Source organism: Lachnospira rogosae (ex Hitch et al. 2025) (assembly GCF_040096455.1).
In the GTDB taxonomy this organism is placed as follows: domain Bacteria; phylum Bacillota; class Clostridia; order Lachnospirales; family Lachnospiraceae; genus Lachnospira; species Lachnospira rogosae.
Genome location: NZ_JBBMER010000006.1, coordinates 182,822 through 202,840, shown reverse-complemented (window position 1 = coordinate 202,840; position 20,019 = coordinate 182,822). Strand labels below are relative to the sequence as shown.

Below are 20,019 nucleotides of genomic sequence, written 5' to 3'. Positions count from 1 at the left end.
TAAAAAGCTGTCTCATCTGAGATTATTTCTGACTTGTACTTATAAGATTCTGTTTTGCTTCCAATTCCAACAACCATGTAATCTGGTGTCATTTTCTCCATGATAGAATTACGTGCCGAATCATTAAAATGAACATATTCGTCAATCATGTCTGAAAAACCAGCTTGAAATTGCTCTGGAACATACATTTCATTTACTTTCCTTAGCCCCACTTCACTTGCACTTAACAAAAATACAGATTCATAAGAAGTTCCTCTATATCCCTCCTGAGCATTCAAAGAATCTACATCTGCTGTCATTGCATTAATCTTCTCTTTTAAATCTTTCATTTCATCTTCTGTCAAATATTCAGAAGCATTTTCGTCCAGCCATTTTTCAAAAACCTCTGATTGATTTTCCGAACAGCCTTCAAACGCATTTTGTTCTCCAGAAATGGAAGTTGCTTTCAAATCTAATTTGAATAAATTTTCACATTTATATTCTGCTGGTATCTCTCTTATCTCTCCATTAATAGATGAAAAATGCATTGTATGAAAATCCGATACCTTATTACGAGCAGTCTCAACTAACTTTCTTGCTGAATCACTGATTTTCACATCATCCTCCGAAATAATATTCTGAGGAACAGTTGTTTTCTTCTCGACCTTATTTTTTATCATCTCAGGATTATTAATATACCTATTTCCTTGAACTTTCATAGCAACCTCCCTAAGTTAGTCCACACTTTTTATACTTCTTTATCTATCTTGCTCGATGTCAAAGAACCTGCATCTATTTTCAGGTAATCTACATCACTGTCATTGCTCAATGAACCAATTTGATATTTTCCTTTTATCGAATCCTCTTATGCCTTAATATCAAAACTTGATCTATCAGGTGCAGAAATACTCACAGATTCTGCTACAAGGCTCTGTGTCATACTTTTTACATCATTACCAGTTACGGATAAGGTATAATCACCCGTTTCTTTTCCTTCTGCCGATTTTTCTGCACGTTTCTTTGCAGCTTTTTCTTCCTCTGCTTTTTTAGCAGCTCTTTTTTCTTTTATCTTTTCCTCTTTTTCTCTGTTCTCTTTTGCCTTTCGTTCAGCATTCTCTTTCGCTATTTTCCCATCTGGATCATTTGTACAAGATGCTGTCTCTATAATATTTCCGTTTGCATCAATCATATAACTCTGATTTGTCACAGTGCCCAAACATCCATTAATCGTATCTTTTGTACAATCCGGAATGGCTGCTAAGTTTTCCTCCAAATACTTTGCTTTTTCCGGATCATTCATGCACTTTTGTAAAAATGCACTTGAAACAGATACCGTTGTCGGAATACCCTGCATTGAAGTCAGCCCTATATTCATATAATGGTATTTTCCTTGCAAGTATTTTGAATAATCATTTACATTACTATACCCTGTCTTAATCTGCTCTGTTTTTGTCACACCGGGACGTGATGTTTTTAATTCAACTGTACTTGTTGTCACGTTGCCATCTTTTGTATTTGTACTATCCTTTTCACTATCTGTTTTTTTTACAGTATTCTTATAATTTGAAGCATAATACGATGTGTAACTGCTGTTATTGATACCCGTAATTGCCATAATCCTACCTCCCTGTTATTGAAACTTAAAATAATTTCTATTATATTGAACGACTTGGATATTTAATTTCTCTCAGCCTCAATATGATATGTAATTACTATTTTTATTTGTAAATCATAGTACTAACATCATCAAATCTTAATGCTCATCAATAACTGCTCTCTATTAGGCTGAATCATTGTATATTTCTCCTTAAATGAGGTAATTGCACCATACATTTTCTCAGTTAAATTTTCTGGGATTTCGTCCTTTCCCCTGGTTTTTTGCTCCTCAATGTAAGCCGATGCCAAAGTTGACCTTGTGGTAATTTTTGAAATTTTATTCATTTCTTCACCAATAATTCCACGGGCATGCTGATTGGTTGTCTCCATTGTCACAAAGTCATCCACTGTTTTTTTATATGCAGCATCTAAATTGCTTAACTCTTCATCCTTTGTAAGCTTACGAGGTCCATTTTCATCAGCTACATATATTTCTCTGGTTCCATTTTCATAGCCCTTCACAATTTCATCATATAATTCTGCGTATGCTTTAACATAATTATTTGCCTTGTCAGTAATATTTAAGGCACTTTTTCCTGTATCAACATTTTGATTCTGCTGTGCTGCCTTCTTTTGAATTTCATAACTATAATCAATATCACTGATTTTTTTACTCGCTAACAGTTCCTTTCTTTGAACCACATCATCATATTTTTCCTGTCCACTCTGCTGTATACGATTACGATAATACTCCAATCCCTCATTAGAAATCGAAAGCTTCACTGATTGCCCCACTGTATGTTTTTCGTTTGTCTGACTATTTCCTTTCTGTACTTTATCAGTATTTTTTTCCATTATTGAATTCGTATTATTCATGTAATTAGATATTTTCATATTGTCACCTCAATTTCCATATTTATACAATGTCATTGACGGATAACGTCTGGTGAATGTCAAAGAATTTGATCCTACTGCATAATCATAATAATAATTAAAATTTTCTATATCTATTAACTTACCTGTTGACGGATCAATAATAACTGTCACGGCTTTAAAGTCCTGCCACAAATTATTCTCTTTATATGCCCCTGTGCATCTGCAATGAACACTGTAGAAGTTACTGTTATTTTAATTGCATACTTCATGCCTTCATATCAAAATTATCTTGCAATATTATGTTTTCACCTACACTACCAGTCTTTTCTTCACTATTTAGTGCTTTTCTCGCCTCACTAAATGCCTCATAATATGTCATTTTTAATGCTGAATGAACCTGTGACTCTGCTTTTGTTTCTTTTTCCTGCCAGCCTACTCCCCCTGTATAGGTCAAAACTTCTTCGCCCTCTTCATTGTATACATGAATTGCCGAGCCTGTCCCTGTTCCCTGATATTTTGCCTCATAAGGTATTCCAAACAGCATACAGAGCCATTTTTTGTCTGCTTCCTCAACTTCTTTCATTGCTGACATATTACCTGAATTCATTGATTGACTAAACTTTCCAATTAAAGCAGCTCTATTCGGGGCTACTTTGCTTACTTCCGTCTTTCTCAAATTCATAAATGCATTTCCCATATATACATTGTCCTGTGCATCTTTTTTTGCCAGATCAACAATCTTCTCTTTTAAAGAATCCGTTAATTTCCATTTGTTTTTTTTAGAAGATTTAGAAACATTTTTATTCGATGTGTTCCACACTTTTGCTGTGCTATAATTATTTGATATTTCCATTTAATTGAATCACCTCTCTGTTCTGTCATTTATGTAATCATACAATTCCTTATATGACAGATAACCTGATAAGTTGTTCGAATCATATTGTAACTGCATAAATTCTTTAATCATGCTCATATAGTCTTTCTTTTCATTTATGCTGTCAGAATCATAAGTGATGTTGCCATTCACACCACCAGCCGCATTCATGAAATCTCCAAAAGCATTTTTCGTAAAGCCTTCTACATCACTATATGTTGTATATGCAAGCATTTCCAAATAACTTGCATTTCTTGGATCAACATCATTTATCTGTACATTTGTATCTGTGTAATTTCCTTCTTTGTCCCAATATCTTACCCTGTATTCTGGGTTTGCCGAATCATATGCATCTGATTTATATACAGATGCACTACTGCCATCCGGAAATCCTACTGCTGTTAATGCATTTCCACTATCTTCTGTTCCCGACATATGTAATGTAATATTAGAAGATGTACTGCTTACATTTGATAACAAACCGGAATTCATACCGTTCGCTTTCGCAGTGTTTCTTTTTGTTCCTGTATAATAATTTGAATAATTATAACCGTTAATTCCTGCTATACTCATTTTCGTTTCCTCCAATTATTTTCATTCCTCTGTCATTCGGAATCTACTCACTCTCCATAACGGTCCAAAGACCATGCCTTTACAGGATAATCACAAGAAAGTACCCGACAAAAGCATACTATATTTTTATATCTACTGACTTCTTTCCACTCTCAACATACTCTCTCGTAATGCCATCCAATGCACCCTCCGGTATTGGTTTACCCGCTTTCCATGTAGGATCAGCAGCTTTTGCGGCTTTTGCAAATGCCTGTCTGTATTGATGTTCATATTGTTCCATTGTCCAGCCTGCTGATAAGCGGTCATCCTTATCCATTTTTCTGTATAAATTGTTATATACACTCTCCCTTTTGGTAGTATCACCATTTAGAGTACCATTTTCATTTAAGAATTCTTTCTTTGCCAGTTCAAACATTTCTTCCCGGCTACTCTCTGGAACAGAAATGATATGTTTATAACTGTTTCTGTTCTCATCCGTTACCGCAAGTCCTGTTAATCCGGTATTCGGATCAATCCAGTCTCCATTTTTGTCATATTGGCTCATCAGGTTCTTAATTGCCTGAACATTCGTAAACATTGCACCGTTTCCATTCTTCATCATCTCACTCAATGCTGCTTTATACTTTTTACTGTTTGTGTCAATCCCTGCTGCTTTTAATTGTTTCTGTACAGAGCTGCTGTTCATTTGGGACAACTGAATATTGTTGACTAAATTTGTTTTTGATGTTCCAAATGTCGTTTGAAATAAAAAACCGTAGTCCGTAATTCTTGACATAAGCGAAACCTCCCATCATTAAATTTTTTATATGTATCATCCATTTTATTTTTTTATATCGACACACTCCTTCTGATATTTTACCTTTTCTGCACCAAGTACGATTTTTTTGCACGAAGTAAGACTTTTTATGAATTGAGGAATAACTCAGCAATAAATTTATTTCCATCACTTTTCAATATTAAATTTCCATCATATTTTTTTACACTGCTCTGAACATTCAGCAGTCCTATTCCACCGCCTTTTCCTTTCGCTGATACCGGAAAACCATTTTTCCACTTTACCTCCCCGCAGTTATTTTCGATGCTGGCAGCTATCATTTTATGGTATGAGCCAATCTTAATCGAAATATATTTCTCTCCTTCCAGCTTCTCTGCTGCCTCAATCGCATTATCTAATAAATTTCCAAAAATAGTTGTAATGTCGATTGGTGCAAGGAAATTCAGATTCACATTATCCACCTTTATGGTTACTGAAATACCTTTTTCCCTCATAACGGATTCTTTATCGGTAAGAAGAATGTTTAATATTGGATTTTCTGTGTATTGAACCGGAATGAGTGGCTTTAACAGTTCTCTGATTTCCGCTGCATATTCTCCTGCCGTATTCCCCTGCTCTGCACCATATAATCCTTCGATTGCTTTAATATGCTTATTTACATCATGTAATATGTGGACGGTTTGATCATATTTTTTTGTCTGCGTCAAATAGTATTCGTATTGTACCTTTGCCTGTTCCCTGCATTTTCTATATCGTCATGTTGATATTATTACTTTACTATCCTGCACACTCTCTGGGAGTGACTGTATCTATCAAAAAAGAAGCCAGCAGTTTATTCACGCACTGCTGACTTCCTATAATACTACTCATTTTATTTACTTCGCTGCGTCTCAGACAATTTTTTTATTTTTAAACATAACCTCTGTTTTCCCGCCATCCCTTTACATACCACCTGATTCCAACATATACCAGTTGCACGAATAATAAGAGAAATAGCAGATTGATTGGCAATACTTCCTTTATCCAATCCCCAAAGTAGATAGCTATTGCCATACTTACAAGTATCACCATTATGGTAATCATATCCCAACAGTATTTCTTATATAGCCCTGCAATCTTTATTTCGATAAATGCCAAAAGTATTCCCACACCCACCAGACATCCACCGCAAATCAATATTCTTATCAGCCAGTTTATAATTCCAGCAACGACAGGATTGGATATTCCATCACTAATCTGTGCCACGTTCTTTCCTGCCAGTACAACCCAGCCAGCAATGGTCTGTGTGAAAGTTGCGATTGTATCAAAGAATACCACGCAATCAGAAATAAATATTTTTGACCGTATCATCTGAAAAAGAGTAGTTGATACGGAATACCATATCAGCAGAAACATCAATGCTTCATACATGGCTGTTTTTGTTTTATATCTGCCTGCCAGTTTTTCCCTCTGCATATCATACTTTTCCTTAGCTTTCAGATAAGCTGTCTGTTTACAATTCCCGCACTTTTGATAGAGTACCGGCTTTTCAACCGGTATCTCTACTTTTTTCTGATGGGAGAGTGCATAATCCCGTTCCTGTTCTGCCTGTCTCTGCTTATCTCGACATTCCTCTATCATGGCTTGGACGGTGTGTGTTTTCTCTTTCTCGCTCTGCAACAATTCTTTTGTTTTCCTCAAGTCGTTCTTTAAGGCTTGAATGTTCTCTGTTTTGTTCTCGCTGTTTAACTTCTCGTTCAAGGTCAGCGATTCGTCGAGCTGCACTTTCAGTTCCCTGATAGTCCGGTCTTTCTGGTCGAGTTCTTCCTGCATCTGCTCTGTCAGCAGAAGCAACTCTTCCAGTTGATCGTCGCTCTTTGAGTTTCTTAATTCGTTCATCAATCAACCTTCCTTTCTCTAATTGCTGTTCAAGTTCAGTAATTCGCTGTTCTGTTTCTGCAATAGCCGGTTCTCGCTGTTTAATTTCTGTGCCAATTCCTGCCATTGCTGATTTTCGTCTGTGAGTTTCTGTATCTGGTCTGTCTTTTCTTCCAGAAGCATCAACAGTTCTTCTGTATCCGGTAAGATTTGTAGCAGCTCTGACAATTCTTTCTCTAATTGCTGCAATCGTTCTTCCTGCTCCTGAAAGCACATCAGCTTCTCGTCCTTTTCCTGTATCTCCTGAAGCATCTCTGCCATGATATTCTGCTGTTCCTCTATCTGTGTAATCATTGCTTCCATCATGGGAATTACTTCTTTGCTTTCTTCTAATGTCATTCAACCACTCCCTCCACATCGACAATGCACCGGATACCTTACCAAAGGTTGCAATTACCTTTTGCAGCAGTGCATTTTGTTTTTTTATCATCTGGTTTTCCTCGATCTTCCATGAACCTTTCCTTATCTGCCCGGTGAGATATTTTTCCTCAATCTTCCTTGCATCTGCACCCTCATGAATCGTAGGGACTTTCAATTTGCCCTGTCTTTCATAAGAGCGGTGGTCAATCAGATTGTCTATGGATAAATGCCGGTTACACATCTTTGCCCATTCGCTTCGCCATAACTCACAATTCTTTGGATTGTTCCAGCCGGTAGCGTCAGTCAGAACCCTTTTCCATTGTTTTCTGTTTCTTGCCCCGACTTTCTGTACTCCGTTTTCATCAAGTACCGGAATACGGATTCCATGACGGTCTGGATTTTTCTTATCCTGCCACCAGTCCGGGTGGGATTCATCAACCACGATATTTCCGTCAGTATCTCTGACAAAATCCCAGTCCTTGACTTCCTTGTTGCCCCATGAGTGGTCTGGATTGAATGGTCGCATGGTTACAAGTAAATGCACATGTGGGTTCCCGTCGCCCTTATCGTGTATGCTCCAGTCGGCACACATTCCCTCGTCCACGAAAGTCTTTTGAATATATTCGGTTGTATAATCAATCTGTTCCTGTCTGCTCCATTCTTTCGGCAGGGAAAATTCAAATGAGCGTCCAAGCTGTGCATCTGCATTTTTTCTATCTTCAATACCTCATTCCATAACCGCTGTTTCTGAAATGTGATTTTAAACTTTTCCAGTGCGGCTTCCTTATCGCCTGCCCTTTTATAACGGATAGACTGTTGAAACCTTTTTATATTTTCTTCCGATACCTGCAGCCATTCCAGAGGTGCATTTTCGCACATCATCAGACTGGTGTAGACGACTTCCTTTTTGGAAGTGTAGTAGCTGATCCTGCCTGTTTCCTCATTTTTCATTACATCTCCGTTAAGATATGCAGATGCGGATATGACAGATTTTCCTTTACTGCGCCCGACAATCTTTACTGTAAAGTGAAATATCGCCATGATACGATTCCCCCTTTCTGCCGTATCCGGCATTGATTTCCGACAGCATCTTCTTCTGGTTTTGCAGGAGTGAAGCTGTCGGAACGCCCTCTGCGCAAGAGTGCCCCCTGCGGCATGAGCAGGTCTGGCTGAAAGCCCCGCCGACGGAACGAGCCCGGCAAGCGTAAGCGCAGACCGGTTGCCACTTGTGGCAAACTTATAAGGACGACCTCTGGTTGTCCATAAGTGCGCCCTTCATTCAAAGGCAATGAAGGGAATGGAAAACCCACTCCCTCCGCCATTACACTTCCTCCATGTCTGTAACTAATTCTTTCTGCATCGCTTTTGAGAAAAACTTCCCGTTTGTTTCCTGCCTTTTTAAGAATCCTATCAACTTTGGTAAATCTTCCTCCTCAATCGGACAGCCAAGAACCGATTCCACCGCTCCTCCAATCTGACAGAGCCTGTGGGTTCGTTTTTTACTTTCTTCCGCTTTCTTTCTCTTTTCCAGTTCCTTCCGCTGTGCTATGAGCTTTTTTGTAGCTTCAATGCTTTCCTGTTCCTTTTTCTCTAATGCACGTATTCTTTCTTCATAAGTCTTTGTTGATTTCGCCATATCGTCTTCATCCTCTCTTTTTCCGATAAACAACAGTTCCCGGTTGCATATCAGGAGAAGCACATGGTATAATCCTCTTGCGTGTAGGTATATCATGGCTTCGGTCTGATAGAACCTTTGGCGGTTTCGTAGGAAGCCGCCTTTTTAAGTTGCCACATTTCTTGTGACAGCTTTTACATTTCCTTTATCCCTCAGATCTCGCCCCTCGTTGGCTTCCATGAACTTTTCCAGAATGTCAGTTTTAATAAGGACTTTTCTTCCGACTTTTAATACCGGAAGCTTCTTCCATTCAACCAGCTTTCTCAAAGTATTTCTGCCAATTCCTGTATAGTCGGCTGCTTCCTCGATGGATAATGCAATCTTTCTTTCCGTCATCTTGTCACCTCCTATTAAATTGCATTATGCAATTTTTGTTGTGCTGTTAGTATAGCGGTTTTATATTGCGTTGTCAAGCGTTATGAAATTTTAAAATTAATCATTAGATTGCATATTGCAATTACGTGAGGTACATGCTATAATTCATACATACCGAAAAAGGAGGCAATCAGCATGAAAGATAAAGAATTACGCAAGCTGATAGGCAGCAGGGCAAAACAGCGTCGTCTGGAATTAAATCTGACACAGCCTTATGTTGCAGAGAAGATGGGAGTTACAGCTTCCACAATCCTGCGTTATGAGAATGGTTCGATTGACAATACCAAAAAGATGGTGCTGGAAGGTCTTTCGGAAGCACTTCATGTATCTATTGAATGGCTCAGAGGTGAAACCGATGAATACGAAACCGATATTACGGATAAGAAAGAATTACAGATTCGTGATGCAATGGGCGATATTCTCAAACAGCTACCTCTCGACCTTAGTAAAAAGGAAGATGCTTTTTCAAAAGATTTACTGCTGTTAATGTTAAAGCAATATAACCTGTTTCTGGAATCATTCCAGTTTGCCTGCAAGAATTACAAGGGCAGCACGAATGAATCGGATATTGCAAAGGTAATGGGGTTTGAATCGAATGATGAATATAACGAGATTATGTTTCTCCGGGAGATCACCCATACTGTTAATGCCTTTAATGACATGGCAGATATTGTAAGGCTCTATTCCAAGAAACCGGAAATGGCAGAACAAAGGCTTGAAAATCTTTTATCAGAAGTTTTGTATGAAGATTCCGATTCGGTATAGAACGACAACCGGAGTTATGATATACTTACACGCAAGAAGCATTTCATCAGTTCCGATTGTCTGATATCGAAAGGAGACACACGATTATGGCAAAAGGATCTGTAAGAAAAAAAGGAAAGAAATGGTACTACCGCTTCTATGTAGAAGATGCAAGCGGCAATCTAGTTCAGAAAGAATACGCTGGAACAGAAAGCAAAAGTGAAACGGAAAAACTGCTCCGTCAGGCAATGGACGATTACGAAAGCAAAAAATTCATTGCAAAGTCGGAAAATATTACAGTTGGAGAATTACTTGATATATGGGCAGAGGAAGAATTAAAGACCGGTACTCTCAGTAATGGGACAGTCCAGAATTACCTCGGTGCAATTACCAACATCAAGAAGCATCCAATTTCAGAGAGAAAGTTGAAAAATGTAACATCTGAGCATTTACAAGCCTTCTTCGATCTGCTTTCCTTTGGTGGCACTTATCCAGATGGTTCAGAAAGAAAAGGTTATAGCAAAGATTACATTCGTTCTTTCTCGGCAGTATTACAGCAGTCATTCCGGTTTGCAGTATCACCAAAGCAATATATCACTTTCAATCCGATGCAGTATATTAAGCTGAAATACCAGACGGATGAGGTTGACCTGTTTTCTGATGATGACATGGATGGCGATATACAGCCAATTCCACGAGAGGATTATGAAAGACTGATTGAATTTCTACAGGATTACAATCCACCGGCAATACTTCCAATCCAGATAGCTTATTATGCAGGACTTCGTATCGGTGAAGCCTGTGGTCTGGCATGGCAGGATGTAAATCTTGAAGAACAGTGCCTTACAATCAGACGCAGTATCCGCTATGATGGTTCAAGGCACAAGAATATCATCGGACCAACCAAACGAAAAAAGGTAAGGATTGTTGATTTTGGAGATACACTGGCAGAGATTCTTCGTAATGCCCAAAAGGAACAGCTTAAAAACCGAATGCAGTACGGAGAACTTTACCACAAAAACTACTACAGAGAAGTAAAAGACAAAAACAGAGTTTACTATGAGTTCTATCATTTGGACGGAACAGAGAATGTTCCAGAAGATTATAAGGAAATATCCTTTGTCTGCTTAAGACCGAATGGAAGTTTGGAACTGCCAAGCACGTTAGGAATTGTTTGCAGGAAGATTGCTCAGAAACTGGATGGATTTGAAGGATTTCATTTTCACCAGTTGCGACACACCTACACAAGCAACCTTCTGGCAAATGGAGCAGCTCCGAAAGATGTACAGGAACTGTTAGGACACTCAGATGTCAGTACCACAATGAATGTCTACGCCCATTCCACAAGAAAAGCCAAGCGGGAATCCGCAAAGTTACTTGATAAAGTGGCAGGCAACGACTAAATAAAACTTTCCCTTATTTCCCTTACGATTATCTCATAAGGGCAAAAATAAGGGAAAATACATATCATTTCACTAATGAATGGGCTGGAATGTCTGTAAAATAGGGAAAGTTAGAAATATATTTCGGCAAACTTGAATTTGTCCGCTCCTTTATATAAAATAATTCCATTTTTCAGAACTACTAACTATTTTTCTTATCTAAATGACATTGATTATCTAATTAACTACTTTATTTTCTGTCTAAAATATCCATAAATTCGTCACCTGTAATTGTTTCCTTCTCATACAGGTACATAGCCAGTTCGTCCAGTTTTTCCCTGTTTTCAGCAAGGATTTTTCTTGCTTTTTCATGCTCTGCTTTTACGAGCTGCACGACTTTTTCATCAATTTCCTTCTGTGTATCTGCAGAACAGGAAAGAGACGTATCGCCGCCAAGATACTGGTTGGTCACGTTTTCCATTGCCACCATGTCGAATTCATCTGTCATGCCGTAGCGGGTGATCATCGCTCTTGCAATTTTTGTTGCCTGTTCGATATCATTGGAGGCTCCGGTCGTGATCTCACCAAATACGATCTCCTCTGCTGCACGTCCGCCTGTAAATGTAGCAATCTTATTCTCAAGTTCTTTTTTCGTCATCAGATATTTATCACCCTGCTCAACCTGCATAGTGTAGCCGAGTGCACCTGAGGTACGCGGGATGATCGTAATCTTCTGGACCGGTGCTGAATGACTCTGTAATGCAGCTACCAGAGCGTGTCCGATCTCATGATATGCAACAACCTTCTTCTCTTGATCTGAAAGTACCGCATTCTTCTTCTGATATCCTGCAATAACCACTTCTATACTTTCTTCGAGATCAGATTCATTTACAACGGTCCTTCCACTACGGACAGCACGTAATGCTGCTTCATTTATAATATTGGCAAGCTCCGCACCTGATGCACCCGATGCCATACGTGCAATCGTATGCAGGTCAACATCATCAGATGCTTTTATCTTCTTTGCATGAACCTTTAAAATTGCTTCACGGCCTGCAAGATCCGGCAGTTCAACCGGCACACGTCTGTCAAAACGTCCCGGACGTGTAAGTGCCGGATCTAACGACTCCGGACGGTTCGTTGCAGCAAGAATGATGACACCATTATTTCCTTCAAATCCATCCATCTCTGTAAGAAGCTGATTTAAGGTCTGCTCCCTCTCATCATTTCCGCCAATTTGTCCGTCACGCTTTTTACCAATGGCATCAATTTCATCAATAAACACGATACATGGTGCCTTTTCCTTTGCCTGTCTGAAAAGATCTCGAACCTTGGAAGCTCCCATACCGACAAACATCTCTACGAATTCTGATCCGGACATTGAGAAAAATGGTACATTTGATTCACCTGCAACTGCTTTTGCAAGCATTGTTTTGCCGGTTCCCGGAGGTCCTACAAGAAGGACACCTTTTGGCATAGACGCACCTACATCGGTATACTTCTTCGGATTGTGAAGATAATCAACGATCTCTGAAAGGTTTTCTTTCGCCTCATCTTCTCCTGCAACGTCTGAAAAACGGATTCCCTCACTGGATTGCACATAAATCTTCGCATTGCTTTTTCCCATTCCAAAAGCCATCGAATTTTTTCCTCCGGCATGCTCCATCAGTTTCTTCGCCATATAATTTCCCAGTGCGATAAAAAGGATCAATGGCAAAACCCCGGTCAGCAGGAAGCTGATGATCGGTGACATCTGCTTATCGATATCTTTTGCGAATACTGCTCCACATTCATATAGCCTGTCCGTCAGGTTCGGATCGTTCATCAGACCTGTTTTATAAATATTTTTTTGATCTTTATCTGTAAAGATGATCTGATTGTCATTAACTTCTACTTCACCGATATTCTTCTTCTCGATCATGCTCATAAAAGTTCCATAATCCGTTTCCTTTACCTGATGCTCCATAAGGATTGGTGTGACAACCAGATTAAATACGATCAGCACTATTAACACAATCCCATAATAATATGCCAGTGGTTTTTTCGGTGTTTTAACTTCTTTCATGGTCTTTCCTCCTGTTGTTCTGCGTTATGCTTTCTCCGTGCATTTTCGTATTATTTATTCTGCCATCTGACTTCGCCCTTGGACAGAAGCGGATAACAGATCAGCTGATCTGAATCCAGATTTTCCGCATGCATGTCAACCGCTGTGATCTGATGATTATCATAAGTCGTATAATAATAAATACCTTTTGCTGTATTACAACAGGACGTGTATATCGTGATCTCATATTTGCCTTCTGTCACCTCACAGCATCCACGCTGCTGATCTACGGATCCTAAGATATGGAAGAACTGGCTTACACTCTCATCCTCTTCTTCACCGGAGATCGAATTTAATTTTGTAAAGGCAACTTTCACAAATCTTGACTGGCTGGAAAGATCTCCAGGTATTCCCATTCCACCCATTCCTCTGCTATATGCATCAAGCTGTAATACTCCTGCAAAAGTACTCTCCGGCTGTTTTCTGGATACTCCGGCATAATTATTCAGTGCAAACATCTGACTCGGGAATGGTGGATTATTGGTAAGCACTCCTACCGGATTATCATATACATGCATCCCATCCTTCATAGACTCAACAACGATACAGGAGTCTTTGTCTGCAATGATCCAGTGAAGCTGTGCTGTCGGCAGCTGTTCACTGAATGCTGTACCTGTCAGTCTCATTGCTGCCAGCTTCTCTCTCGCCTCTGCTACAGTAGCACACTGTGTAAGGATCCATGGGATGAACTCGAACTGTGCCACCTGGCTGACTTCTGTTTCATCTTCCGGCAAAGCCTCTTCATATGCCGCATTGCCGACAAAATTAAGACCTGCCATTCCAAGGCCTTTTTCATTAACAGCATCATAATAAAGCGGATAACCTTCTGCAACAAATGCCATTCCGATCAAAGCATAATGGCTTTTTATCTTCCCGGCAAACCGGAAATCAAATTCGTAATTTCTTGGCGTTATCGTGATCTGTTCCCCATAGGAAAATTCATAATCAAGCGTTCTGCCCATATAAAAATCTTTTGTTTTGTAAGTTGCTGCTGTACACATATCGAACACCTCTTCTTTCTGCTATAATAGTCCTGCAAACAATCTCATAAACAACTGTCCGATCCGTAAATATGCACTCCGTCCTGTGCGGTACTTTTCGGTCACTTCCTGCATTCATTTATTGTTGCTCCAAGATCATCTCTTATATCCAAAACTGTCTGACTACCATTATACTGCATTATAAGGCAGATAAGTAATCTGTCTTTTTGTCATAAAAAACCTTATCTAAATGACATTGAATGATTTATTTTCTATCTAAAATTTTATTAAACCGACTAAAGACTCCATAGTTTGTGTGTTTGACTTACTGTTTATATCTATCTTCTCCTAAATATTTTTCTAGTCATTGCAATATAAAATTGCTTATACCGTCTCTCCCTTAAGAGTCCTGGTATTCTGGATAATATACAGAGCGACCGATATGACCATCATTATAGCGCACAAACCCATCAACAGATCTGATACCATCGGTGTAATTTGGAACCATATAATATGAACCGCTGCAGTTCCATATAATAAAAAGGTTACTATCTTTCCATGCCAGTCTGCACCATGTACTTTTCCTGTCTTTCGTATCACAAGACATCCACTGACTACCATATACAGTTCCTTACCTGCCATTATTACGATTAAAAGAAGCATATGCGGAAAACGAGTAAACAGACAGATTAACATCGCTGCCTGTGTCAGCTTATCAGCCACCGGATCAAGTATTTTTCCTAAATTACTAATCCTATGGAATCTTCTTGCGATATATCCATCAGCAAGATCCGTAAGACCAGACAGCAATAAGATTTCACCAGCTAACAGAGGATTTTTCTTTACACAATAACTCCATATAATTACCGGAATCAGACAAAGCCGAAAAAAAGAAAGAAGATTAGGAACCGTAATAATTCTATTCAAATTTTCTTCCTGATTCACTTCACTCTGCATGTACGATCACATCACTTTCCTTTTTTTTAGACATAAACCAATAAAATATAACACAAAATGCTAAAGCAAACACAACACCAAAAACATTTTGAATCACTCTAAGACTAACCGCTCCTTGTAGTCCATAAGTCTCTGCAGCAATGGCTAAAGCACCAAATGTGTTAAATACTGCCTGCCAGCCATATTGTGCTGAAAATCCTACACCGATTCCTCCAAGAATTCCTATATATGCATAGATTGACGAAGGAAGCAGAAAATATAACACTGTAAAACATATAACACCTGCAATATTTCCGACAATCCTTTTACGGACTCTGTAGTGCATATCTTCCATAAATGGCAAAATCGCGGACATGGCTGCAATACCAGCCCACATTGCACGTGGCATATTACAAAGTTCTGCAATGCAAAGGACAATCGGCACGCATAAAATCTGACATATCTGCCATTTTGTTCTGGAAGAAGTGATATCAAATTCTTGTATCAGAGCTTTCAGATTTCTTTTATAAGTTCTGTTTTTATGATTTCGATAAAATACGAAGCAGGTAAGTGCTGCACCTAAAGCCATTCCGACTAATCGCATCTGATAGCTTTTTCCCGTAACATCATAACCATATAGCAGTAGATACCCAAGAACCAATGTAGATTGATTAAACATGAATGGATTATGGCATCCGAACAGAATCAACACAGCCAGTGCCGCAATATTTAACAGCATTCCCAATACCGGTGAAAACTGATTTGCTAAATGCGGACATACAGTCATAATTACAAAGAACAAAGCCAAAAGCATCGTAGATTGTCCGGTGTGGATCCCCAGATCCGCATTCCGAAATACCATAAGGCATAATAAAACTACTACACCCACAATACTATTCTCATTTCCAAATAAGATACTGAAAATAGTAACAAATAAAAAACAAAATGCCATTGTAACAGCTATCTTTACCAAATATACCAGTATATGATATGATTTTTCTTTCACTGTTTCACTCTTTTTCAACAGATTTTTAGAACCTGCCTGATTTAACTGCAATTCCTGATAAAATGTCATGTAATTCCTCCTCTATCTGTTTTTCTTAAACTTATATGGCCTCATCTTTCTGTATTGGAAGCTCTACAACAAATCTGCATCCACCATATTCACGGTTTTCTGCTTTGATTGTTCCTCCGGCACTATATACAATCCGTTTTACAAGTGCAAGACCTAGGCCATTTCCTTCTGCTTTATGAGATCCATCTACCTGATAGAACTTGTCAAATATTCTGGATTTTACATCATCCTCTATTCCTGGTCCTTCATCTTCCAGAATGAACTTAACAGAATCCTGTTCTTGTTTCAGAAACATCGTAATTGTCCCCTTTGATGGGCTGAACTTAATCGCATTATCCAAAAGATTTATCCAGATATGCATAAAAAGTCCTTCATTCCCAGTATATTTAACTTCCTCCAGCTCTACCTGAAAACCAATTTCTTTTTCTGTCCATTTTGTCTCCAGGGAAAGAAATGCCTGACGGATCTGTTCATCCAAACGATATTCTGTTTTTTTCATTGGTATGTTCTGATTCTCTAACTTGGATAACAGCAAAATATTACCAACCAATCCGGAAAGCCTTTGGGTATTAAACAGGATTTTTTCTACATATTCCTCTTGCTCCTGAGACAGTTCTTCTCCCTGAAGAAGCATTGTATACCCTTCAATGGCATTAATCGGGGTCTTAAACTCATGAGAAACATTAGATACAAAATCCATCTGCAGCACCTCTGTTGCACGAAGCTCTTTTGTCATCACATTAAAACTCTGATAAGATTCTCCAACTTCTGCTATACGGCTGTTCGTTTCCAAATGCTGTTCAAAATCTCCCTGAGAAACTTCCTTCATTGCTTTACTAAGTCTGGTAATTGGTTCCAGTAACTTTGCATTAATAAAGGAAGTGATCAGCCCTGCAATCAATGTATTGAAAATCAAAAGCCAGCCAAGCACAGGTATGCTGCCCGGCAGATTAAAAAAATGATTCAAAAAAGCAAATAATAAAGCAGATATAACTGTTGAAAATACAAGTGCCAGCCAGATTGCACCAGTCAGACAGGATCGGATCCGCAATCCTTTTTCTTTCTTTTGTTCCATTATTTTTTCACCACCTTGTATCCAATTCCACGCATTGTTACAATTTCAAAATCAGGGTTATCTTTAAAACGCTCTCTGATTCTTCCTATATGTACCTCTATCGTATGTGGGTCTGCCTCCGTCTCGTATCCCCATACTTCATCCATCAACTGTTGTTTTGTAAATGTTCTGCCTGGCGAAGCTGCAAGCTTATATAAAAGCAGGAATTCTTTTTTAGGCAAAACAAGACTTTCCTTATCAGTTGTAACCGTCATTGCATCATAATCAAACTCTGTTGAACCGATCACAATTTTGTGTTCATTCAGTATCTGTGCACGGCGAAGCAGTGCTCCGACTCTTAAAACCATTTCATTCACATTTACCGGTTTTACCATATAATCGTCACTTCCCGAAAGAAATCCCTGGCGCATATCATCAAAGGAACCTTTCGCAGTGATCATAAGCACTGGTATCTGATATCCTGCTGAGCGAAGTTCTGACACCAGTTCATAGCCATCCATAACCGGCATCATAATATCAGAAATGATCAGATCAATATATTCCTTATCCAATACTTCTAATGCCTGTGCTCCATCCGATGCACTTTTGACTTGATATCCATTCTTCTCAAGCACTTTTTGGAATAGCTGGCTTAATTCTTTATCATCTTCTACAATCAATATTTGAAACACGTTTTCCTTCCTCCTTATTAAAACAGATACCTTGCCCATCCAAGCAGATGCTGTACCAAAAATATTTTTCTCTGACGTTTCTTTGTTAATTCGATTGGCTCTACATGATATGGATCACGATAGGTTCCATCTTCCAATACCTGGCGGGACACTCTTTCATATTCCATCATGCCCTCTTCCAACTGTTTATTAATATCTTTACTGCGAATTACAAGCATCAGTTCCGTATCCAGATATGCACTTCTCATGTCCATATTAAAGGAACCGATTACAGACAGATCATCGTCAATCAGAATACTTTTTCCGTGGTATGAATAACCGCCTTCATATTCCCAGATATTAATTCCTGTACTTAAGATTCTATTTCTGTTTTTCGCATAATCGGCAGCCCCAAATGGATTCCCATTATTCGCAACTGAATTTGTCATGATAGAAAAATCTGAAACGTTCTCTGCAATCTCCTCCCATGTATTATACATCATATCATTACAGATAATATATGGCGTGTGGATCTTCACACGATTTTTTGCATTTTTCATCAATTCTCCCAACTGATACCACACCACTGGTTCTTTGGAACCTGTGTGAATAGGATTTGACACTAATGCAATCTTTTCTGTCTCAAAAGTTTCGTCCGTGTAATCGGTATCGCAGATTCTTTCCTTATTCTCTTCAAAATATTTCTGATAGCCGTTCTGCAGCTCTAAAACTGCGTTCTTTACAGATTTTCTATTTGCCAGTTTTTTATTGTCATGAAAATAACCACTGTCTTCTTGTTCCCATATCGTTTCAAAATACTCTAACAACTGGTTAACTGAATTTTCTTTCTCAGGTTCATCGCAAACCACTAACACGTCTCTGTCATAGTTCTTATGTCCCGGAAAATCACCCAGGAAATAATTGTATGTATTTCTTCCACCAAGAATATATCTCTTTCCATCTGCAATCAAATATTTATCATGCATTCTACCCATCATCTTCCATGGTTTCAACGGATTGGCCTTATTATACAGTTTAATTTCAACATTCTCATGGGAAGATAATCCATAGAAATACGGATTTCCTTCCATATCAATCCAGCTCTCCATTCCATCTACTAACAGACGAATATGTACACCTCTGTCTGCCGCATCATGCAGTGCTCCTAAAATCAATTTTCCACTTTCATCGGATTGAAATGCAAAAGTAGAAAGAATAATTTCCTTTTTTGCATTCTTGATCAAACGCACTCTTTGTAAAAGCGCTTCTGGATTCTTTTCTATGATTACTGCCCGTTCTGTATTTTCACTGCATTCGTTCCATGACCCATTTTTTGTTTCTTTTTTGGTTGTATTGGACACTTCCGGCTGCTTTTTATATGCAACGCAGATTCCGAGCAATTCATAAAAAGCCACACATAAAAAAATTGCCAGTATAACAAGAAGGATTTTACATATTGTATACTTTTTCATTGTACATCACCTGATTCCTTTTTATTTCATACTTATACAATACAAAGTCAATCTCAATTTAACCTCAACAAAATTTATTTTTCATAAAAAAATATGACAGGCTTCTTTTTAAAGAAACAGTCATATTTTTATTCTAATATATGAAGGAGCTTTTCTTACTCCGTTGTATTAATCACTATTTTATTTCTTCCATAAGCTGTCGGATTTTTCTCAATGTACACCGTGTAACTGCCAGGTCATCTTCTTGTATATTCGATATGATTTTTTCATAAGCTTCTATCATTTTTTCTTTCTGACAATTACTTAATTCAATTGCCTTGTTCGTCAAAACAAGGTACGTTCTTTCTTTTTTCTCATCTAATTTCCAGATAATATATCCTTTATTTTCAAGACTTTTTACCATCTTAGATGTTTCTGGAATCGATAATTTCATGTATTCTGCCACTTCTGAAAGATATACTCCTTCATGACAGTCTGATTTTTCAACACATTCCTTTATACTATAAAGGAACAAATAATCTGTTCTTTCGACAAATTCAAATATGCTTTCAACATTGATGCTCTTTAAAAAAAACTCCTCTGCACTGGTTCCTGCTCCCAT

General features: G+C 38.4%; 21 protein-coding genes and 1 pseudogene. 2 read left to right on the top strand and 20 right to left on the bottom strand.

The features are described 5' to 3' along the window. The 12 genes and pseudogenes from WMO14_RS09575 to WMO14_RS09520 form a co-directional block, all read right to left on the bottom strand. The coding region (locus WMO14_RS09575) for a hypothetical protein (RefSeq protein WP_349153735.1) at nt 1-698 on the bottom strand (698 nt) is incomplete at its 3' end. Between the two features lie 146 nt (nt 699-844). Then, on the bottom strand, nt 845-1,594 hold the full coding sequence (locus WMO14_RS09570) for a hypothetical protein (RefSeq protein ID WP_090141454.1): 750 nt from the start codon (nt 1,592-1,594) through the stop codon (nt 845-847). Between the two features lie 131 nt (nt 1,595-1,725). Beyond that, nucleotides 1,726-2,469, bottom strand: coding sequence for a hypothetical protein (locus WMO14_RS09565; RefSeq protein WP_055040720.1), 744 nt, complete (start codon nt 2,467-2,469; stop codon nt 1,726-1,728). Nucleotides 2,470-2,716: 247 nt separating this feature from the next. Continuing rightward, nucleotides 2,717-3,304, bottom strand: coding sequence for a hypothetical protein (locus WMO14_RS09560; RefSeq protein WP_055171087.1), 588 nt, complete (start codon nt 3,302-3,304; stop codon nt 2,717-2,719). Nucleotides 3,305-3,313: 9 nt separating this feature from the next. Then, complete coding sequence (locus WMO14_RS09555; RefSeq protein ID WP_015517456.1) at nt 3,314-3,898, bottom strand: hypothetical protein; 585 nt, start codon at nt 3,896-3,898, stop codon at nt 3,314-3,316. Nucleotides 3,899-4,016: 118 nt separating this feature from the next. Continuing rightward, nucleotides 4,017-4,673 (bottom strand): DUF3879 family protein, encoded by a 657-nt coding sequence (locus WMO14_RS09550; protein WP_055217061.1) that lies wholly within the window; start codon nt 4,671-4,673, stop codon nt 4,017-4,019. A gap of 128 nt (nt 4,674-4,801) precedes the next feature. Next, entirely contained in the window at nt 4,802-5,380 is a 579-nt protein-coding gene (locus tag WMO14_RS09545; protein ID WP_242865586.1) for an ATP-binding protein, read from the bottom strand. A gap of 202 nt (nt 5,381-5,582) precedes the next feature. Continuing rightward, nucleotides 5,583-6,293 carry a DUF6040 family protein gene (locus tag WMO14_RS09540; protein WP_014080632.1) on the bottom strand — a complete coding sequence of 237 codons (711 nt, stop codon included), beginning with the start codon at nt 6,291-6,293 and terminating at the stop codon, nt 5,583-5,585. After that, nucleotides 6,271-7,991: pseudogene (locus WMO14_RS09535) on the bottom strand (MobA/MobL family protein). Before WMO14_RS09535 ends, WMO14_RS09540 begins: the two are co-directional and overlap by 23 nt. Further along, entirely contained in the window at nt 7,967-8,272 is a 306-nt protein-coding gene (locus WMO14_RS09530) for a hypothetical protein (RefSeq protein WP_012744231.1), read from the bottom strand. The pseudogene WMO14_RS09535 and the gene WMO14_RS09530 overlap by 25 nt, the downstream one beginning before the upstream one ends. Then, nucleotides 8,272-8,586 carry a hypothetical protein gene (locus tag WMO14_RS09525; RefSeq protein ID WP_041254741.1) on the bottom strand — a complete coding sequence of 105 codons (315 nt, stop codon included), beginning with the start codon at nt 8,584-8,586 and terminating at the stop codon, nt 8,272-8,274. The genes WMO14_RS09530 and WMO14_RS09525 overlap by 1 nt, the downstream gene beginning before the upstream one ends. 144 nt (nt 8,587-8,730) lie before the next feature. Continuing rightward, nucleotides 8,731-8,961 (bottom strand): helix-turn-helix domain-containing protein, encoded by a 231-nt coding sequence (locus tag WMO14_RS09520; protein ID WP_003505382.1) that lies wholly within the window; start codon nt 8,959-8,961, stop codon nt 8,731-8,733. Between the two features lie 174 nt (nt 8,962-9,135). Between WMO14_RS09520 and WMO14_RS09515 the strand changes: the two genes are divergently transcribed. After that, nucleotides 9,136-9,765 (top strand): helix-turn-helix domain-containing protein, encoded by a 630-nt coding sequence (locus WMO14_RS09515; protein ID WP_015520978.1) that lies wholly within the window; start codon nt 9,136-9,138, stop codon nt 9,763-9,765. Nucleotides 9,766-9,851: 86 nt separating this feature from the next. Next, a complete protein-coding gene (locus tag WMO14_RS09510) occupies nt 9,852-11,147 on the top strand; it encodes a tyrosine-type recombinase/integrase (RefSeq protein ID WP_118266101.1) in 1,296 nt (431 codons plus the stop codon). Nucleotides 11,148-11,376: 229 nt separating this feature from the next. Here WMO14_RS09510 and ftsH read toward each other — a convergent pair whose 3' ends face one another. From ftsH to WMO14_RS09470, 8 genes are all read right to left on the bottom strand, one after another. Next, nucleotides 11,377-13,191 carry an ATP-dependent zinc metalloprotease FtsH gene (gene ftsH, locus WMO14_RS09505; protein ID WP_090140685.1) on the bottom strand — a complete coding sequence of 605 codons (1,815 nt, stop codon included), beginning with the start codon at nt 13,189-13,191 and terminating at the stop codon, nt 11,377-11,379. Nucleotides 13,192-13,241: 50 nt separating this feature from the next. Next, the gene (gene bsh / locus WMO14_RS09500) at nt 13,242-14,231 is read right to left on the bottom strand and encodes a choloylglycine hydrolase (protein WP_349153734.1); all 990 of its coding nucleotides are present in this window, start codon (nt 14,229-14,231) and stop codon (nt 13,242-13,244) included. Nucleotides 14,232-14,594: 363 nt separating this feature from the next. Continuing rightward, the gene (locus WMO14_RS09495; protein WP_090140689.1) at nt 14,595-15,167 is read right to left on the bottom strand and encodes a CDP-alcohol phosphatidyltransferase family protein; all 573 of its coding nucleotides are present in this window, start codon (nt 15,165-15,167) and stop codon (nt 14,595-14,597) included. Further along, on the bottom strand, nt 15,157-16,221 hold the full coding sequence (locus WMO14_RS09490) for an FUSC family protein (protein WP_349153733.1): 1,065 nt from the start codon (nt 16,219-16,221) through the stop codon (nt 15,157-15,159). Before WMO14_RS09490 ends, WMO14_RS09495 begins: the two co-directional genes overlap by 11 nt. Nucleotides 16,222-16,252: 31 nt before the next feature. Further along, nucleotides 16,253-17,296 carry a HAMP domain-containing sensor histidine kinase gene (locus WMO14_RS09485; RefSeq protein ID WP_349153732.1) on the bottom strand — a complete coding sequence of 348 codons (1,044 nt, stop codon included), beginning with the start codon at nt 17,294-17,296 and terminating at the stop codon, nt 16,253-16,255. Next, complete coding sequence (locus WMO14_RS09480; RefSeq protein ID WP_003693048.1) at nt 17,296-18,006, bottom strand: response regulator transcription factor; 711 nt, start codon at nt 18,004-18,006, stop codon at nt 17,296-17,298. The genes WMO14_RS09485 and WMO14_RS09480 overlap by 1 nt, the downstream gene beginning before the upstream one ends. Continuing rightward, a complete protein-coding gene (locus WMO14_RS09475) occupies nt 17,985-19,418 on the bottom strand; it encodes a phospholipase D family protein (protein WP_116443689.1) in 1,434 nt (477 codons plus the stop codon). Before WMO14_RS09475 ends, WMO14_RS09480 begins: the two co-directional genes overlap by 22 nt. A 175-nt stretch (nt 19,419-19,593) precedes the next feature. Next, nucleotides 19,594-20,019, bottom strand: coding sequence for a MarR family winged helix-turn-helix transcriptional regulator (locus tag WMO14_RS09470; protein ID WP_006858455.1), 426 nt, complete (start codon nt 20,017-20,019; stop codon nt 19,594-19,596).

Excerpts from the sequence above, each read along its gene's own strand:
- WMO14_RS09570 (WP_090141454.1), bottom strand. The coding sequence starts at position 1,594 with ATGGCAATTACGGGTATCAATAACAGCAGTTACACATCGTATTATGCT.
- WMO14_RS09565 (WP_055040720.1), bottom strand. The coding sequence starts at position 2,469 with ATGAAAATATCTAATTACATGAATAATACGAATTCAATAATGGAAAAA.
- WMO14_RS09560 (WP_055171087.1), bottom strand. The coding sequence starts at position 3,304 with ATGGAAATATCAAATAATTATAGCACAGCAAAAGTGTGGAACACATCG.
- WMO14_RS09555 (WP_015517456.1), bottom strand. The coding sequence starts at position 3,898 with ATGAGTATAGCAGGAATTAACGGTTATAATTATTCAAATTATTATACA.
- WMO14_RS09550 (WP_055217061.1), bottom strand. The coding sequence starts at position 4,673 with ATGTCAAGAATTACGGACTACGGTTTTTTATTTCAAACGACATTTGGA.
- WMO14_RS09540 (WP_014080632.1), bottom strand. The coding sequence starts at position 6,293 with ATGATAGAGGAATGTCGAGATAAGCAGAGACAGGCAGAACAGGAACGG.
- WMO14_RS09530 (WP_012744231.1), bottom strand. The coding sequence starts at position 8,272 with ATGGCGGAGGGAGTGGGTTTTCCATTCCCTTCATTGCCTTTGAATGAA.
- WMO14_RS09525 (WP_041254741.1), bottom strand. The coding sequence starts at position 8,586 with ATGGCGAAATCAACAAAGACTTATGAAGAAAGAATACGTGCATTAGAG.
- WMO14_RS09520 (WP_003505382.1), bottom strand. The coding sequence starts at position 8,961 with ATGACGGAAAGAAAGATTGCATTATCCATCGAGGAAGCAGCCGACTAT.
- WMO14_RS09515 (WP_015520978.1), top strand. The coding sequence starts at position 9,136 with ATGAAAGATAAAGAATTACGCAAGCTGATAGGCAGCAGGGCAAAACAG.
- WMO14_RS09510 (WP_118266101.1), top strand. The coding sequence starts at position 9,852 with ATGGCAAAAGGATCTGTAAGAAAAAAAGGAAAGAAATGGTACTACCGC.
- ftsH (WP_090140685.1), bottom strand. The coding sequence starts at position 13,191 with ATGAAAGAAGTTAAAACACCGAAAAAACCACTGGCATATTATTATGGG.
- bsh (WP_349153734.1), bottom strand. The coding sequence starts at position 14,231 with ATGTGTACAGCAGCAACTTACAAAACAAAAGATTTTTATATGGGCAGA.
- WMO14_RS09495 (WP_090140689.1), bottom strand. The coding sequence starts at position 15,167 with ATGCAGAGTGAAGTGAATCAGGAAGAAAATTTGAATAGAATTATTACG.
- WMO14_RS09490 (WP_349153733.1), bottom strand. The coding sequence starts at position 16,221 with ATGACATTTTATCAGGAATTGCAGTTAAATCAGGCAGGTTCTAAAAAT.
- WMO14_RS09485 (WP_349153732.1), bottom strand. The coding sequence starts at position 17,296 with ATGGAACAAAAGAAAGAAAAAGGATTGCGGATCCGATCCTGTCTGACT.
- WMO14_RS09480 (WP_003693048.1), bottom strand. The coding sequence starts at position 18,006 with ATGGGCAAGGTATCTGTTTTAATAAGGAGGAAGGAAAACGTGTTTCAA.
- WMO14_RS09475 (WP_116443689.1), bottom strand. The coding sequence starts at position 19,418 with ATGAAAAAGTATACAATATGTAAAATCCTTCTTGTTATACTGGCAATT.
- WMO14_RS09470 (WP_006858455.1), bottom strand. The coding sequence starts at position 20,019 with ATGGGAGCAGGAACCAGTGCAGAGGAGTTTTTTTTAAAGAGCATCAAT.